Source organism: Paenibacillus sp. J22R232, assembly GCF_056269165.1.
Genome location: NZ_JBWDNK010000001.1, coordinates 517,571 through 533,596, shown reverse-complemented (window position 1 = coordinate 533,596; position 16,026 = coordinate 517,571). Strand labels below are relative to the sequence as shown.

At 49.2% G+C, this 16,026-nt stretch carries 17 protein-coding genes; 2 read left to right on the top strand and 15 right to left on the bottom strand.

Annotated features, from left to right (window positions below; genetic code table 11):
- Nucleotides 1–27 precede the first annotated feature (27 nt).
- From dprA to sucC, 3 genes are all read right to left on the bottom strand, one after another.
- On the bottom strand, nt 28–1,131 hold the full coding sequence (gene dprA, locus AC0YN3_RS02585) for a DNA-processing protein DprA (RefSeq protein ID WP_475773558.1): 1,104 nt from the start codon (nt 1,129–1,131) through the stop codon (nt 28–30).
- Nucleotides 1,132–1,337: 206 nt separating this feature from the next.
- Nucleotides 1,338–2,270: a succinate--CoA ligase subunit alpha gene (gene sucD / locus AC0YN3_RS02580; protein WP_475773557.1), complete on the bottom strand. Its 933-nt coding sequence runs from the start codon at nt 2,268–2,270 to the stop codon at nt 1,338–1,340.
- A 59-nt stretch (nt 2,271–2,329) separates the two neighbouring features.
- Nucleotides 2,330–3,490, bottom strand: a complete 1,161-nt coding sequence (sucC, locus tag AC0YN3_RS02575; RefSeq protein ID WP_183561764.1) for an ADP-forming succinate--CoA ligase subunit beta — start codon at nt 3,488–3,490, stop codon at nt 2,330–2,332.
- A gap of 349 nt (nt 3,491–3,839) precedes the next feature.
- Between sucC and AC0YN3_RS02570 the strand changes: the two genes are divergently transcribed.
- Nucleotides 3,840–5,408 (top strand): YifB family Mg chelatase-like AAA ATPase, encoded by a 1,569-nt coding sequence (locus tag AC0YN3_RS02570; RefSeq protein WP_475773556.1) that lies wholly within the window; start codon nt 3,840–3,842, stop codon nt 5,406–5,408.
- A 71-nt stretch (nt 5,409–5,479) separates the two neighbouring features.
- On the opposite strand, the gene AC0YN3_RS02565 is transcribed toward AC0YN3_RS02570, so the two are convergent.
- The 7 genes from AC0YN3_RS02565 to rplS all read right to left on the bottom strand — a co-directional run bounded on the left by AC0YN3_RS02565 (nt 5,480) and on the right by rplS (nt 10,949).
- Entirely contained in the window at nt 5,480–5,884 is a 405-nt protein-coding gene (locus tag AC0YN3_RS02565) for a YraN family protein (protein ID WP_475773555.1), read from the bottom strand.
- Nucleotides 5,877–6,185 (bottom strand): EscU/YscU/HrcU family type III secretion system export apparatus switch protein, encoded by a 309-nt coding sequence (locus tag AC0YN3_RS02560; RefSeq protein ID WP_475773554.1) that lies wholly within the window; start codon nt 6,183–6,185, stop codon nt 5,877–5,879. The genes AC0YN3_RS02565 and AC0YN3_RS02560 overlap by 8 nt, the downstream gene beginning before the upstream one ends.
- Complete coding sequence (locus AC0YN3_RS02555) at nt 6,182–8,062, bottom strand: hypothetical protein (protein WP_475773553.1); 1,881 nt, start codon at nt 8,060–8,062, stop codon at nt 6,182–6,184. Before AC0YN3_RS02555 ends, AC0YN3_RS02560 begins: the two co-directional genes overlap by 4 nt.
- A 235-nt stretch (nt 8,063–8,297) precedes the next feature.
- A complete protein-coding gene (locus AC0YN3_RS02550; protein WP_475773552.1) occupies nt 8,298–8,912 on the bottom strand; it encodes a ribonuclease HII in 615 nt (204 codons plus the stop codon).
- A 21-nt stretch (nt 8,913–8,933) separates the two neighbouring features.
- Nucleotides 8,934–9,800, bottom strand: coding sequence for a ribosome biogenesis GTPase YlqF (gene ylqF / locus AC0YN3_RS02545; RefSeq protein ID WP_441941740.1), 867 nt, complete (start codon nt 9,798–9,800; stop codon nt 8,934–8,936).
- Between the two features lie 9 nt (nt 9,801–9,809).
- On the bottom strand, nt 9,810–10,421 hold the full coding sequence (lepB, locus tag AC0YN3_RS02540; RefSeq protein ID WP_475774270.1) for a signal peptidase I: 612 nt from the start codon (nt 10,419–10,421) through the stop codon (nt 9,810–9,812).
- A 186-nt stretch (nt 10,422–10,607) separates the two neighbouring features.
- Entirely contained in the window at nt 10,608–10,949 is a 342-nt protein-coding gene (gene rplS / locus AC0YN3_RS02535; RefSeq protein ID WP_053375699.1) for a 50S ribosomal protein L19, read from the bottom strand.
- A gap of 200 nt (nt 10,950–11,149) precedes the next feature.
- Between rplS and AC0YN3_RS02530 the strand changes: the two genes are divergently transcribed.
- Entirely contained in the window at nt 11,150–12,565 is a 1,416-nt protein-coding gene (locus AC0YN3_RS02530) for a CAP-associated domain-containing protein (protein ID WP_475773551.1), read from the top strand.
- A gap of 73 nt (nt 12,566–12,638) precedes the next feature.
- Here AC0YN3_RS02530 and trmD read toward each other — a convergent pair whose 3' ends face one another.
- The 5 genes from trmD to ffh form a co-directional block, all read right to left on the bottom strand.
- Nucleotides 12,639–13,388 (bottom strand): tRNA (guanosine(37)-N1)-methyltransferase TrmD, encoded by a 750-nt coding sequence (gene trmD / locus AC0YN3_RS02525; protein ID WP_475773550.1) that lies wholly within the window; start codon nt 13,386–13,388, stop codon nt 12,639–12,641.
- 3 nt (nt 13,389–13,391) lie between these two features.
- Nucleotides 13,392–13,916, bottom strand: coding sequence for a ribosome maturation factor RimM (gene rimM / locus AC0YN3_RS02520; RefSeq protein WP_475773549.1), 525 nt, complete (start codon nt 13,914–13,916; stop codon nt 13,392–13,394).
- Between the two features lie 171 nt (nt 13,917–14,087).
- The gene (locus AC0YN3_RS02515) at nt 14,088–14,318 is read right to left on the bottom strand and encodes a KH domain-containing protein (protein ID WP_053375695.1); all 231 of its coding nucleotides are present in this window, start codon (nt 14,316–14,318) and stop codon (nt 14,088–14,090) included.
- Between the two features lie 25 nt (nt 14,319–14,343).
- Nucleotides 14,344–14,616: a 30S ribosomal protein S16 gene (rpsP, locus tag AC0YN3_RS02510; protein ID WP_053375694.1), complete on the bottom strand. Its 273-nt coding sequence runs from the start codon at nt 14,614–14,616 to the stop codon at nt 14,344–14,346.
- A gap of 33 nt (nt 14,617–14,649) precedes the next feature.
- Nucleotides 14,650–16,026: a signal recognition particle protein gene (gene ffh / locus AC0YN3_RS02505; protein WP_183561784.1), complete on the bottom strand. Its 1,377-nt coding sequence runs from the start codon at nt 16,024–16,026 to the stop codon at nt 14,650–14,652.

Below are 16,026 nucleotides of genomic sequence, written 5' to 3'. Positions count from 1 at the left end.
TAAGGCGCCTCCTCTCTCCATTGCAAGCTATAAAGCAATATATATTGATCCGGGCTGCAATTCAATTTTTCGTTTTATACATAAATTTAGCAGAAGTGCGTTCAAATGTCCAAAAGGGATGGCAGAAAGCTCATGCAGCTCATTAATCGAAAGCGGCTGATCTCTAAGCAATGCAATCAATTTACTCTCTTCGGGCGTTAATTGATCCCCTTTTGTTTCCACTTTGGACGAGCTCTTTTCATCCGCTTCCTTGTATGCTTGTAAAGCAGCCGGCAGCCAATTCAATTCTTCGATGATATCTTGCATGCCTGTAACTAGCTTCGCCTCGCCGCGTTTAATCAGCTCATTGGGCCCTTCGCTCTTCGGCGAATTAATCGGTCCAGGTATGGCGAACAATTCTCTGGACATGTCTGAAGCATGGCGAGCCGTTATGAGAGAACCGCTTCTTGTTGCACCTTCAACCACAACGGTACCCACGGACAAAGCTGCGATAATACGATTACGCTGATGGAACTGTCCCGGGTGCAGCGAGGTGCCAATCGGTGTTTCGGAAACGAGCAAGCCCTGCTCCGCGATTCTATGAAACAATGATAGATTCTCCGGCGGATAACATCTGTCTATCGGCGTGGGCAAAACGGCAATCGTGCCTCCCGCTCCTCCTAGTGCAGCTTCATGAGCCTTGCCGTCTATCCCTTTCGCAAGTCCGCTTACAACCGTCAGTCCTGCATGTGACAGCTCTTTCGCCAGTGAAGCCGCGGCCTGTCTCCCATATGCTGTAGGTACTCTCGTTCCTACGATTGCAATCGCTGGTCTTTGCAGGAGCTCCAGCCTTCCTCTAGCATAAAGAACCCAAGGCGGCTGCGCGATTTCTTTCAGCATATGCGGATAAGCTGCATCATAGGGGGTCAACGCGACGGCATTTACTTTCTGCGCGGCTGCGGAAGGCTCTTCTGTCAACATCCATGGTTGCTCGGCATAACGCTCTGCTGCCGCTTTCGCTTGGCCTCGCTGCAATCCTATTGCAAGAAGATCTTCTACGCTCCACAGTGGTTTATTCCATAATTGATGCTGCACTGCTTTTTGTATCGCATGCCAGCCAATACCCGGAATTTCGTGAAAAGCAATGATCATTTGTCTGCGTATATCTTGATTTTGAACTATTTTAACCAACCCTTTCTTAACTCGGGCTGGCCTGCATTCTTATCTATTGTGCGTTACGCGGCATAAGAATGCAAGTCAGCCGATAAAATAATGGAAATCGGTAAATAAAAAAGCAACCTCCCAACTCCCGTTTTCGGGTCGTTGAGAGGTTGCTTACCTCACATCAATCGATTCAATTATTTACGTGTAATGCACTTTTCAAGCAATCCTTGCTCTTCTAGTACACTTACAAGCGTTGAACCCATCTCGGAAGGAGTCGGGGCAACTTTAATGCCGCAAGCTTCAAGCGTTGCAATCTTCTCAGCAGCGGTACCTTTACCGCCAGAAATAATTGCGCCAGCATGTCCCATGCGTTTGCCTGGAGGCGCTGTAGCGCCGCCGATGAAGCCTACAACCGGCTTTGTCATGTTCGCTTTGATCCACTCAGCTGCTTCTTCCTCAGCCGTTCCGCCGATCTCGCCGATCATAATGACCGCATAGGTGTCTGGATCTTCATTGAATAGATTCAGAATATCGATGAACTCGGAGCCTTTAACCGGGTCGCCGCCGATACCTACCGCAGAGGATTGGCCGATGCCGCGAGTCGTCAATTGATGAACCGCTTCATAAGTCAACGTCCCGGAGCGGGAAATAACGCCAACGTGACCAGCTGTATGAATGTATCCAGGCATGATGCCGATCTTGCATTCATCAGGCGTAATCACGCCTGGGCAGTTAGGTCCGATTAGAACGGTTTTGCTGCCGTCCATGTAACGTTTAACCCGTACCATGTCCAGTACCGGAATACCTTCAGTGATACAAATAACGAGGTCAAGCTCCGCATCTACAGCTTCCATGATCGCATCTGCAGCAAATGCAGGAGGAACGTAGATAACTGACGCGTTAGCGCCGGTAGCCGCTTTCGCTTGAGCAACGGTATTGAAAACAGGCAATGATACGAGCGTCCCGTTATCAAGTGTAATGTCAACGTTCGTGCCACCTTTACCAGGTGTTACGCCGCCTACCATTTGCGTGCCGTATTCCAGCCCGCCTTTTGTATGGAACAAGCCAGTAGCGCCTGTAATCCCTTGGGTAATGACTTTTGTATCTTTATTGACCAAAATGCTCACTCTTAACTCACATCCCCTGAATGAATTCGTATGCAGCCATTGCCGCACAGCAAGTTATCTTATTTCACGAGAGCGACAATCTTCTGCGCGCCGTCCGCCATGGAATCCGCAGCCACGATGTTCAATCCCGATTCTTTCAAAATGTTTTTGCCGAGGTCTACGTTCGTGCCCTCAAGGCGAACAACAAGCGGACGATCAAGACCGACTTGCTTAGCTGCTTCGACAACGCCGTTAGCGATTACGTCACAGCGCATGATGCCGCCAAAGATGTTAACGAAAATCCCTTTAACCTTCTCGTCGGACAAGATGATTTTGAATGCTTCAGTAACCTTCTCAGCTGTCGCACCGCCCCCTACGTCTAGGAAGTTGGCAGGGTCGCCGCCGTAATATTTGATAATATCCATTGTCGCCATCGCAAGACCCGCACCATTAACCAAGCAGCCGATGTTTCCATCAAGCGCAATATAGCTAAGGTCGTATTTGGAAGCTTCGATTTCTTTCGCATCTTCCTCTTCCAGGTCGCGCAGCTCAACGATATCTTTGTGACGGTAAAGTGCATTGGAATCGAAGTTAAGTTTCGCGTCAAGCGCAATAACTTGTCCGTCGCCAGTAACGACAAGCGGATTAATTTCTGCAATGGAAGCGTCTTTCTCTACAAATGCAGTGTAGAGAGAGATCATGAACTTAACCGTTTTGTTAACAAGCTCATTAGGAATGTTGATCGCGTAAGCCAATTTGCGAGCTTGGAACGCTTGCAAGCCAACAGCCGGATCAACGATTTCTTTGAAAATTTTCTCAGGGGAGTGCTCGGCTACTTCTTCAATCTCCGTGCCGCCCTCTTCCGAAGCCATCATAACGACCCGACCCGTACCGCGGTCCAATACTACGCCGATATAATATTCTTTCTTAATGTCGCACCCTTGCTCGATCAAAAGGCGTTTAACTTCTTTGCCCTCTGGACCTGTTTGGTGAGTAACGAGTACTTTACCTAGAATTTCACTAGCGTAAGCACGCACCTCATCGATGCTTTTTGCTACTTTAACTCCGCCCGCTTTACCACGGCCACCTGCGTGAATTTGTGCTTTCACGACAACTACCGGTGTTCCGAGCGCTTTGGCCGCTTCGACAGCCTCGTCTACGGAGAAGGCTACTTTACCTTCTGGTACGACGACACCATACTGTTTCAGGACCGCTTTCCCTTGATACTCATGGATATTCATTGTTGAAATCCTCCATTTCACAGACTGAAATCAGTCATATGTACACAAACCTCTATTATTGTAGCACCTTTCCCCATCCGTTACCTTACTTTCACACATAATTAATACGGCTTTTTTGATATGGGTTTCATCTCAATTTGAGATTAAATAAATAAAACCTGTTGATACGGGCGTTTTTGAGTCTGGCAACTACGCCATCTAGTATGACCAAAACCGATCCCGCATACCCGAGAATTTAAAAATATTGACAATAAGAAGCGATCTAATCTATGATATTTGCAAATTCATAAATACTGATCGGAATCGAAAGGAAGCACCTTCATTCTCATACATGGAGGTGCTTTTTGTTATGTTCAGCATTATTCACAGCGCTAGCGTTTATGGCGTGGATGGCAAAAGTATATCGGTCGAGGTTGATATTTCAAGCGGGCTTCCACAGATAAGCATAGTCGGATTGCCCGATCCCGCTGTCCGGGAATCCGTCGAGCGTGTGCGTGCAGCGCTTAAAAACAGCGGTTTCACCTTTCCGCTTGACCGAATAACGGTCAATCTCGCTCCTGCCGACCTGCGGAAAGAAGGCACTGCGTTCGATTTAGCCATTGCCGCAGGCATTCTGACCGCTAGCGGGCAAATAAATTCGGCTCCATTTGAAAAAACGCTCCTTATAGGAGAGCTTTCGCTGAATGGCAAAATACGGCCTGTTCCAGGCGTACTAGCCATGCTTGAGCAAGCAAAGCGGAACGGTTTCGAGCGAATCCTTTTGCCCAGCGGCAATGTTAAGGAGGCGGTTTGGATCTCCGATATGGAGCTATATGCCCTTAACCATTTGAATGAGCTTGATTTGCTCAAAAGGAAACAGGAAGGCTGGGATCATATTCGCGTTCCTCGAGACAATATGATTGAATTCGGCAGCGCAACCACCCAATCCGATATAGACGAGCAGAATGAAAACGGTGATTTCGGCGATGTCATCGGACAGCATCAGGCCAAGCGGGCTATGCTTATCGCTGCGGCTGGCAAACATAATATATTGCTCACCGGCCCGCCCGGAACTGGAAAGACCATGATGATCCGCCGTCTTCCTGGCATATTGCCGCTGTTGACCGAACAGGAAGCGCTTGAGGTTACGAAAATTTATAGCGTGGCGGGCAAGCTGCTTGAATGCTCTCAAGGCCTAATAACCCAAGCTCCCTTTCGCGCGCCGCATCATACCATATCGGCGGGAGGCTTAATTGGAGGCGGCGCCATTCCAAAGCCAGGCAAGGTTACCCTTGCCCACTGCGGCATTTTGTTTCTCGACGAGCTTCCTGAGTTTCCTAGGCAGGTGCTTGAAGTTATGCGTCAGCCGCTCGAAGACCGGATCGTGACGATATCCCGCTCCAAAGCCGTTTTTCAATTCCCTGCCCATATTATGCTGGCCGCTTCCCTCAACCCATGTCCATGCGGATACTTCGGCCACGAATATGGAGACAAGCGCTGCACGTGCGGCGCAGCTATGATTAGCCGTTACCGATCCAAAATATCAGGACCGCTTCTTGATCGCATCGATTTACAGCTTGAGGTTCCTCGTCCGATTACCTTGGAACAGCAATCCGCAAGTCCCTCCCTTACCTCACAGCAGATGAGGCGAATGGTAGTCCATGCCAGAGCTTTCCGTCTAGCCCGGATGGACAATAAAGCGATAAGCCCCTCGTCCGAGCTAACAGGTGCAGCCTTGCGCCAATCCATAGACATCATGCCGGATGCCATAAGTCTGCTGGATCATGCTTTTGATGCACTCGGGATCAGCATGCGAGCCTATGATAGAATACTTAAGCTTGCTCGAACCATTGCCGACCTTGAAGCACGGGAGCTCGTACAAGCCGAGCATATCGCAGAAGCCATACAATTCCGGGGATTAGACAAAGCTGTTTACTGACGAGATTAGAAAAAGCCTTTCACTGCAAAAGCTGCATACAGTCAAAGGCCTCATTTCGTTTATCGCTTTCTTTAAAAAGCACCTTCGAAATGCCTGCAATCTTCAACCTCGGCATTCCTGCGATTAATACTTATCGCAATGACATCAAACCGTAACGAAGCATCCAGCCGACCCATGCTTTTCAGATAAACTTGAGCTGTATTGCGGACTTTTTGCTGCTTTCGATGGTCAACGGATTCTGCCGCACTTCCGAATTTCCCGCCAGCTGTTCTTGTTCGCACCTCGACAAAGACCAGCCTGCCGTCGCACTCCGCAATGATATCGATTTCTCCGCTTCTGCAGCGCCAATTGCGCTCCAAAATCGTATAACTCGCCTTGCATAAATAATCGTACGCCGCTTGTTCTCCGCGTTCCCCCGTTAGCTTGCGCTGATCACTGCTGCCTTGTTTGCCAACGGGCATTATTTCTTCAGCCATCCAGCAAATCCCTCGCTTTGCGATCCGAGCGATAGACAAAGCTCAATATTTCCGCAACCAGCGTATACAGCTCTGGCGGTATTTCTTGATCAATATCCAGCTTCGAGAGCACTTCGACCAAGGATGAATCCTCTTGTACGGGAATCCCGTTTTCCTTTGCTTTCTCCAAGATTTGATCTGCCAAATGTCCTTTGCCCTTGGCTATCATAACAGGAGCCGACCGCTCACCTGGCTGGTATTTAAGCGCGACTGCTTTTTTCACTTTTTCTTTATGCGGGTTGCTTTCCTGATCGCTGCTCATATCCGGTAATCCACCCCTTTATAACGGCTAGAGGAAAAAGCAGTGAGCTCAGCCATCGGATTATTCTTAGGAGCCATTGCGGCGCCATCGGCTTCCTCCTGCTTCATGATGTTCTCCTTTGGCAAAGGAGTTGTGCGCAGTGACAGCAGCTGATAGCCTGCGTCTTGAATGCTGCTCGCAATCTCCCCCCGTGATGACTCTGCAAGTGCTGCGATCGCCGGATGGTCGTTCCATATATTAAGGCTTACAATTTTGTCCATTACATTCACATCGACCATGGTGTTGCCCAGTGTATTCATCGACAAATTAAACAACAGTCTGCAATTTGACGAGTCAAGCTCTCCTTTGCGTCCTCGTCTTGTCTGAATATGGACAGATGCAGTCTGCTTGCCATCTGGACTGTTTAGCGGTATAAACATGGTCACATGAGTAAGCACCGAGTTGTTTCGCTCAGGCGTCAACAGCAGCTGCTGACCTGTTATTTGCTGCACAAGCTGCTGAGCTGTTTCCTTTATGGCAGGCGGCGTATTATCAGATGAGACCAACGCGAGTAAAGCGCTCTTTAACGATTCTTGCTGCGCCGGCGGTGATCCATCGGGTGCTTGGAAGCTGTCAGCAAGGACTGAAACTACTGCCGCGGCTGTACGTTCTATTACATTTCTGCTGTCGATGGCTCTAGATTGCAGCTGCTCTGCCGGCTTATCCGTTTCACTTGAGGCTGATTGCACGAGTTTTGAAGCATCCAAACTCCCGTCGTCAGCTTTCTGCGACGTAACAATTGGCGAAGCAGTCGCATTTTGAATCGCAGCAGACTGTCTCGCTGCTTCTCCCGAGGAAGCTTGAGACGTAACCGTATCAGCCGCGGGAGCTGCTGCTTGTGCTGGATTTGCAGCGGGCTGCTGCTTCTGCGAATCGCTTGCTACCGCTTTGGCAAGCTGAAGCTCGTGATCTACGCCCATCCACTTCATCATCTGGCCTAGCCAGTTCGGATGACCGCTTGCCGCTTTTATGGTTTGCGGAAGCGTATCATCTGCTGCGGATGCATTGCCTGTATGACTTGCAGTCGCCGTAGCTGCCTGAAGCTGAATGCCTGTCTTGCCACTCGATGCTGCTTGCTGCTTCCCTGTCAGAAAACCTAAAGCTGTATCATCCGCGCTGCTGGAAGCCTGGGAAGCCTGATTACCGGCAGTTGCCCCTCTCAGCAGCTCCATCCCTTCATTCAGAAGCGCTTGCACCCGCGCAGCAGCTTGGTTGACAGGCTTGTTATCGCTTGATCCTGCGTCAGAATCACCAGCAAACGCCGATAGCTGCACCTGCAGCGTATCCAGCAGCTCATGGGCACTGCGCCCAAACATCACCTGCTGCATAGCTCCGATTGTCGCGCCTGTCATCGGCAAGCCGCGCTTGTACGTTGCGGCAGCGGACTGCATCCACTGCTCCGCATCACCATCCGGAGGCATCGCTGCGGCAGCTTGCTGGAACGCCTGCGCAACGTCCCGGTTTAGAATCAAACCTTCTTTCCGTAAATCTTTTACGATTTGGGCTGCCCATTTCTGCTCTGGCAAAGCAAGCTGCTTCGCCCATTCCTTGAAAGTATCCTCCGGCAAGCCTACCTGCCCGGGCTCAACCGGCTTGAGCATAACGAGAGCTCCGCTAGACTGCGGCTGCACCTGAAGCATGGCCGTCTGACCTACCTGCATAGGAATCTCCAGCTTCGCCCTAACCTGCACGCCGTTAATTTGAATGAGCGCTTCATTGTTTTCCATAACCTGTAAGACCACGCCGCGTACAACCTGGCCGACCTTGAGCTCTACCGCCCTTGTATCTGAACCGGATGCTTCACCCAAGAAGCTTCTCATCATTTGACTTATGTTCATTTGTTCATCCGCCTCCGCTGCAATAGCGCCTAATTGCGCTCCTGTTAAGCGCTTATTATTATGTACAATCCTATCACTCGACTGCGTAAACCCATAACGCTTATATCGGTTAATCCAGCAAAAGCATGAAGCGATTTATGGTTTAAATTTGCGATAAAAAATAACGTTCAACCATAGCACCAGGCATTCTTTGCCAAGCGAATCTGATCGAACGTTATTTGTTTCCATTCCTATGTCAAAAAAGGGAAAGCTGTTCCTCACTGAATAAGTTGCCAAGAAACGATTTGCGATGCAACGGGCTTGGACCGTTCTCGAGGAGCCGTTCACGGTGCAGCTTCGTTGCGTAACCTTTGTGTATCGCAATTCCGTATGCGGGATATTCCTGCTCCCATTCCACCTTGCAGAGCCTGTCTCTCGTCACCTTCGCGACTATGGAAGCTGCCGCAATCGTTTGGCTTGTTGCATCGCCTTTGATAATGGATTGCTGAGGCAAAGCAATATCCACTTTCTCTGCATCTATCAGCAAATAATCGGGAGGAATCTGCAGCGTTTCCACAGCTATCTTCATGGCCAGCCTAGCCGCTTGCTTAATATTGATTCGGTCAACTGTCTCTGCATCTACGCGAGCGGCTGACCAAGCGACACACTCCTGCAAAATAATATCATAAAGCTGCTCGCGTTTTTTTTCCGAAAGCTTCTTTGAATCATTGACGCCTTCAATAATGAGTCCTGGCGGCAAAATAACAGCAGCTCCCACGACATCTCCGAACAGGCAGCCTCGTCCCACTTCGTCTACCCCGGCTAAAGCTTGATAACCTTCTTGCCATAACGACTGTTCGTACTGCAGCACGTTACGTTCCCCCGTTTCACATCAATAAGGTGGAGCTTCCAGCGTAATGCGTCCCAGCTTGCCTGAACGCAAATCCCGTAGAATAATGCCGGACGTTTTTTCCAGATCAACATGTCCTCCACTTACAAGACAGCCCCGTCTGCGCCCGATATCCTCCATTACGCGAACGATCTCATCCGAATCCGATATATCCTTCGGAGGCGTTTCAAGCTCGTAACGCTCTTTCATGTTCGGCCAATAGCGGTCCACCAGCTCCCGCATTGCAAAAAAAGCAATATCGTCCACGTTCAGGATCTGCTCTCTAATCGCTCCCGTCATGGCAAGCCGGTACCCGACCAGCTCATCCTCGAACTTAGGCCACAGAATGCCCGGCGTGTCCAACAGCTCCATCTCTGTACCGATCTTTATCCATTGCTGACCCTTAGTTACGCCAGGTCGGTCACCTGTCAGCGCAATTGCGCGGCCGGCAAGCTTATTAATGAGCGTCGACTTCCCTACGTTCGGTATGCCGACAATAAGACCGCGAATCGCACGCGGATTAATTCCTTTATTAATTTGACGGGCAATTTTCTCATGCAAAATCTGCTTCGCCTTCAACGGAACCTCATTGACCTTCGTACCTGTCGATGAATCAATAGCGATGGACTCATGCCCTTCGTTGCGGAAGTATGCCATCCATTGTTCCGTAGTCTTTGGATCGGCCAAATCTGATTTGTTCAAAACAATCAGCCTAGGCTTTCCGTTCAATATTTCCTCTATCATCGGATTGCGGCTTGATAGCGGAACTCGAGCATCCAACAGTTCGATGGCAAGATCGATTAGTTTTAGCTTTTCTTGTATTTGCCGTTTCGCCCGTGTCATATGACCCGGGAACCATTGAATGGTCATTTACTCACCTCATTTAGTCCAGTGCTTAATAAATTCCAGCTTGTTCAGCGGCCAGAAAATAATATCCGCCCGGCCTACAATTTCTTTATCGGAAACAAAACCGATGACTCGGCTGTCCGTACTGTCGCTGCGATTATCACCAAGTGCAAAAATCGTGTCCTCCGGAACAACAAGGTCCGCTACGTCGGATGTCGCTCCTTTTTCATTATAAAGCTGGCCATTAGCATGAGCCGCTTCAATGGCTTCCTTAAGGTAGGGCTCGTCTATTTTTTTATCATTAATGTACAGGTCATCGCCGTCAAGCTTGATTTTGTCGCCAGGAACGCCGATAACGCGCTTAATGAACTTGCGGCCTTGTTCAGGTACATCAAATACAACAACTTCTCCAAACTTCGGCTCGCGGATGGCGTACAAAATTTTGTTTACAATCAATCGCTCGCCCGTTTCAAAGTTTGGCTGCATGGAAGGTCCGTCTACGATAAAAGGCGAGAACAAAAATTGGCGTATTAGAAATACGAGAACGACAGCTATTACTAGTGCTTTGATCCATTCTACGATTTCCTTGTAAGCTCCACCCTGTTTCCTAGCGCCGGAAGCATGGGCTGCTGAGCGATTTGGTATATTTTGCTCGTTATCCGCAAGATTCTGCGTATCCTTCACATCTTGATCATTGCCATTGACCGGTTCGTCATTACGCTGCTGAGAGTCCACTCTGCTCGCCTTCTTCCCATATGCTGTAATATGTAAACGACCTTTAGAAATAACGAAAAGGAGCTTGTTTGCGCAAGCCCCTCTTGTCGTTTGTTCTTAACGAATTTCTTTAATACGAGCAGCTTTTCCGCGAAGACTACGTAGGTAGTACAATTTCGCGCGACGTACTTTACCACGGCGAGCCACTTCGATTTTTTCGATTTTAGGCGAGTTAAGCGGGAAAGTTCTTTCCACACCAACACCGTAGGAAATTTTACGCACTGTAAAAGTTTCGCTGATTCCACCGCCGCGACGTTTAATTACAACGCCCTCGAACAATTGGATACGCTCACGAGTTCCCTCGATAACTTTTACATGAACTTTTAGCGTGTCACCAGGACGAAAGTTCGGTAGACCTTGGCGCAGGTTTTCTTGCGCGATTGTTTGCAAAAGATTCATTTGATTCACTCCTTCCACATAGACGTTCTTATAAGCTCACCGAATTCCTCTGAACCGGATCATCGCTGATAGCGGACCGTCCGACTTTACGAACAACATTAGAAATTTTACCATAGCTAGCCCAATAATACAATACGATTTTTTATTCCTTTTTCATGTATACTGAAATATGACAAACACCGACAGAAGAGGTGACCAATTTGCACCAATCGTTTACATTTATTTCAGCGATTAAAAAAGGGGGTAAAATTGCAGTCTTACTATTATTGGCTCTGTCAGCTCCCTCTCGCATCTATGCGGAGACAACGGCTTTTAAAGACACGAACGGTCATTGGGCCGGCTCCTATATTACTTGGGCAGTTGACCAGAAGCTCGCAAAAGGCTATGGGGACGGATTCTTTAAACCGAATAACCTCGTAAACGAAGCTGAGTTTTTGGCTATGCTGCTCCGAACTTATAGCTTGGTTAACGAAACCTCCGCATCTGGCGCTATCTGGTCAAGAACTTACTACGATTACGCGAGCAGTCATGGCTGGCCGCTTAGTACCGTACAGCAAGCCCAGGAATTCAGACGAGGCCAAGCCGCATTGCTGCTCGCATCTGCCGCAACCGGACAAGCTTTCACGGAAAATGGTGCCATTCAGTGGCTGCTTGACGAGAAGATATCAAACGGGCGTACATCCGCAACGGTAGCCGGCTTTATTCCTGGCGGCAAGCTAACTCGCGCTGAAGCATTGACCTTCTTTTATAACCTGAAGCAGCACTCGAACGAACTGTCAGACAAAAAAATTGTAAAGACGGTCGATTCTCTTGGCGGCATCGCGCTTAACGACTCGCTTGAGAAGCTCCAGAAGGCGCTTGGCAAGCCTGAACGGATTGATTTGAGCGAATATAGCTTTGCTTGGCATATCTATCACAATCCCGATTACAGCCATTACATGATGTTCGGCGTTCAGAACGCGCGCGTCGTTGCACTCTTCTCTAATGCGGGCGACGATTGGACGAGCACCTCCGGGATAAAAATCGGTCAAACGATTGAAATTGCCAAAAAGCTAGCTAAAAGCGCAACAAACGCCGTGCTTAAAGATGACTATTATGCTTTTACTTCTAACAGTGAGCGAATGACTTTATTTTATGACAGGCAAGACGCTAATAAAGTTTCTGGCATTCTTCGCATGAATCAATCGGTTGCTGCGCCGGTCAAATCAGCTTATACGAGCAAGCTTGCAGCTGCACTGGAGCAGCAGCTCTTCGACCTTGCAAACGCAGAACGTGCAGTACGAGACATTCCGCTTCTGGAATGGGACAAGCTAGCAGCCTCATCTGCCCGCAGCCATAGCGAGGATATGAAAAAACGCGACTTTTTCGACCACGTCAATCCCAGCGGTTCTTCCCCTTTTGACCGAATGAAAGCTAAAGGGGTCAAATATCGTCAAGCGGCCGAGAATATTGCTGCCGGTTACCAAGGCAGCATCCATGCCCATTATGGCTGGCTGAACTCCAAATCCGGACATCGCGAGACTTTGCTGGACAGCAAGCTTACGAAGCTTGGTACCGGAGTCGCCGTTGGCGGCAGCTATCAAGTCTATTATACCCAAAACTTTTATACGCCATAATTTTGCTACATAAAAAAGGACAAACGAAAGCCGCAACGGACAACCGCTGCGGCTTTCACTTATTTATAGTTTGTCAATCGCTTTGAGGCGCTCTTTGCTTCCGGCGGGCCGTCAGCCACCTGCGCTCCTTATCGGTAAGCTCCGCGCTTTCCAATAGATCAGGACGACGCTCTAGCGTTCGGATGAGGGATTGCTCGCGGCGCCACACCTCAATATTGGCGTGATGCCCGGAAATGAGCACATCCGGAACCGCCCAGCCGCGGAACTCTGCCGGACGCGTATAATGAGGATGCTCGAGCAGCCCCGTGCTGTATGAATCCGTCACAGCTGAAGTTTCATTGCCAAGGACGCCCGGCAGCAGCCTTACCACGCTATCAATGAGTACCATAGCCGGTATTTCCCCGCCCGTGAGCACATAATCGCCAATGGAGAGCTCGTCCGTGACAAGATGCTCCCGTATGCGCTCATCATAGCCTTCATAGTGTCCGCAAATAAGCACGATATGCTGCTCTTTTGCCAGCTCCTCCGCCTTTTGCTGCGTAAATTGCGCGCCCTGCGGGCAAAGCAGGATCACACGCGGTTTAATGGCCTCATCGAGGTTCAGATCCTCGACAGCTGCAAATACAGGCTCAGGCTTCAATACCATGCCGCCGCCCCCGCCATACGGATAATCATCAACCGTATTATGCTTATTTCCCGAATAGGCACGGAAGTTGATCGCTTGAGGCGTGACAAGTCCCTTTTCTTTTGCTTTCCCTAGAATGCTAGCGTTGAACACGCCTTCGAACATCTCCGGAAATAACGTTAGCACGTCTATTTTCATTCCTTAAATCAATCCTTCCATCAAATGGACCGTCACTAATTTCTCTTTCTTATCTACCTTTATCACAACGTCATCGATTACGGGAATAAGCAGTTGTTTACCGGAGCCTTTCGGACGGTCAACAACCCAGACATCATTGGCGCCTGGACTCAATATTTCGGATATAACGCCTAATTCGTCTCCTTCTTCGGAGATGACGCGACAGCCGATAATCTCATGATAATAATATTCGCCTTCGTCTAGCTCAAGCTGCTTGTCAGCGGATACCTTCAACGTCCAGCCCTTGTATTTCTCGACTTGATTAATGTCAGTGAAGCCTTCAAGCTTCAATATGTATACGTTTTTGTTCGCACGTGAGTTAATAATCTTCACTTCCAACGAAGCACCTGATTCTTCATTCAGCATAAGCAGCGTGCTTCCAGCAGCGAAACGTTCCTCTGCGAAATCAGTTTGGGATAATATTTTCAGTTCTCCGCGTATGCCATGCGTGTTCACAACCTTGCCCACCGTAAACCACTTCTCGTTCATAACAACCAGCCCTTCATTTGTATGTATCTTCATTATACATGCAAAAACGACTTCGTTCCATGGCAAGGGACGAAGCCGTTTCGTTGAGCGTAGGTGCATACAGCATCTGCACCTGCATCGACACAGAAAAAAGGCTAGGACGTTGATCCTAGCCTTTCTCCCTTACGTACATCATGACATAATGTCGACGATGACGCGCTTTTGCGATTTGACGGAAGCAGAAGTCACTACCGTACGCATCGCTTTCGCTATGCGTCCCTGTTTACCGATGATTTTACCGATATCCTCGGGGTGAACCGAAAGCTCGTATATCGTGCCACGGTCATCATCCTTCACATTGATTTGCACCTGATCAGGATGATCAACCAATGCCTTCGCTATGACAAGAATCAATTCTTTCATCTCAAGGCCCTCCGCTGTTCAACAGTTATTTCTGTTGCTTAAGCTCATGGAACTTTTTAAGAACACCAGCTTTGGAAAGCAAGTCGCGAACGGTATCAGAAGCTTGTGCTCCTGTTTGCAACCATTTCAACGCTTTCTCTTCATCAATCTTAACTTGAGCCGGTTGTGCAACCGGGTTGTAAGTACCGATTTCTTCGATAAAACGTCCGTCACGCGGCGAACGGGAATCCGAAACGACTACGCGGTAAAATGGAGCTTTATGAGCACCAATTCTTTTCAAACGAATACGTACTGCCATGAAAATTCACCTCCTTCAAAGAGTAAACTACCGTTAAAACGGGAATTTCATATTTTTTCCGAGCATGCCCTTCAGGCCTTTTTTGCCGCCCTTTGGACCTTTCGGACCCATCATCGACGAGAATTGCTTCATCATTTTTTTCATGTCGTCGAACTGCTTAATAAGGCGGTTAACCTCAACGATCGTTGTGCCGCTGCCGGCAGCAACACGCTTGCGCCTGCTGTGGTTAAGCAGCTCTGGCTTTTGCTTCTCCTCTTTCGTCATGGAGCGGACAATCGCCTCGACACGGCCGATTTGCTTCTCATCGACCTTCATATCCTTCATGCCCTTCATCTTGTTCATGCCGGGCAGCATATCCATAATTTGATCAAGCGGTCCAAGATTGCGGACCTGCTCCATCTGCTCCAGGAAATCATCGAACGTAAATTCTGCCGTACGCATTTTACGTTCCATTTCCTTGGCTTTGTCCGCATCGATGTTCATCTGCGCTTTCTCGATCAAGGAGAGCATATCGCCCATGCCGAGAATACGTGAAGCCATACGCTCTGGGTGGAACGGCTCCAATGAGTCGATCTTCTCACCCATCGCAGCGAATTTAATCGGACAGCCTGTTACGGCTTTGACCGAAAGCGCCGCGCCGCCGCGAGTATCTCCGTCAAGCTTCGTCAGCACAACACCCGTTAAGGCAAGCTGCTCATGGAAGCTTTGGGCGACGTTTACCGCGTCTTGGCCCGTCATTGCATCGACAACGAGCAGCACTTCGTCCGGCTTCGTAACCTGATGGATTTGCTTCAGCTCTTCCATCAGTTCTTCGTCGATGTGCAAGCGGCCCGCTGTATCGATGATGACATAATCGTTGCCGTTCTCTTTCGCATGCTGAAGTCCTGCACGCGCAATTTCGACGGGAGATGTCTGGTCACCCAAGGAGAATACCGGAGCGTTGATTTGCTCGCCAAGCACCTGCAGCTGCTTAATGGCAGCTGGACGGTAAATGTCGCAGGCTATGAGAAGCGGCCGATTGTTGCTCTTCTGGAGCAGCTTGGCCAATTTCCCGGTCGTCGTTGTCTTACCGGCACCTTGCAAGCCCGCCATCATAATAACGGTTGGCGGCTTGTTCGCTTTCGCCAGCTTGCTCTGCGTGCCGCCCATCAGCTCGGTTAGTTCTTTATTTACGATATCGATGACGACCATGCCGGGCGTAAAGCTTTTGGATACATCCAAGCCGATAGCCCGTTCCTTCACCTTCGCAATAAAGTCCTTCACGACTTTGAAGTTAACGTCTGCCTCTAGCAGCGCCAGACGCACCTCGCGCATTGCCTCGCTAACATCTTCTTCAGAAACCTTGCCTTTGCCCCTCAGCTTGCTGAACACATTTTGAAGTCGACTTGATAAGCTCTCGAATGCTGCCAT

Bases quoted from the DNA above. Each gene is read 5' to 3' on its own strand.
- rplS (WP_053375699.1), bottom strand. From the start codon at position 10,949: ATGAATCTTTTGCAAACAATCGCGCAAGAAAACCTGCGCCAAGGTCTA.
- sucC (WP_183561764.1), bottom strand. From the start codon at position 3,490: ATGAATATCCATGAGTATCAAGGGAAAGCGGTCCTGAAACAGTATGGT.
- rpsP (WP_053375694.1), bottom strand. From the start codon at position 14,616: ATGGCAGTACGTATTCGTTTGAAAAGAATTGGTGCTCATAAAGCTCCA.
- AC0YN3_RS02565 (WP_475773555.1), bottom strand. From the start codon at position 5,884: ATGGCTGAAGAAATAATGCCCGTTGGCAAACAAGGCAGCAGTGATCAG.
- AC0YN3_RS02555 (WP_475773553.1), bottom strand. From the start codon at position 8,062: ATGAACATAAGTCAAATGATGAGAAGCTTCTTGGGTGAAGCATCCGGT.
- AC0YN3_RS02560 (WP_475773554.1), bottom strand. From the start codon at position 6,185: ATGAGCAGCGATCAGGAAAGCAACCCGCATAAAGAAAAAGTGAAAAAA.
- trmD (WP_475773550.1), bottom strand. From the start codon at position 13,388: ATGAAAATAGACGTGCTAACGTTATTTCCGGAGATGTTCGAAGGCGTG.
- ylqF (WP_441941740.1), bottom strand. From the start codon at position 9,800: ATGACCATTCAATGGTTCCCGGGTCATATGACACGGGCGAAACGGCAA.
- ffh (WP_183561784.1), bottom strand. From the start codon at position 16,026: ATGGCAGCATTCGAGAGCTTATCAAGTCGACTTCAAAATGTGTTCAGC.
- AC0YN3_RS02570 (WP_475773556.1), top strand. From the start codon at position 3,840: ATGTTCAGCATTATTCACAGCGCTAGCGTTTATGGCGTGGATGGCAAA.
- rimM (WP_475773549.1), bottom strand. From the start codon at position 13,916: ATGAACGAGAAGTGGTTTACGGTGGGCAAGGTTGTGAACACGCATGGC.
- dprA (WP_475773558.1), bottom strand. From the start codon at position 1,131: ATGATCATTGCTTTTCACGAAATTCCGGGTATTGGCTGGCATGCGATA.
- AC0YN3_RS02515 (WP_053375695.1), bottom strand. From the start codon at position 14,318: ATGAAAGAATTGATTCTTGTCATAGCGAAGGCATTGGTTGATCATCCT.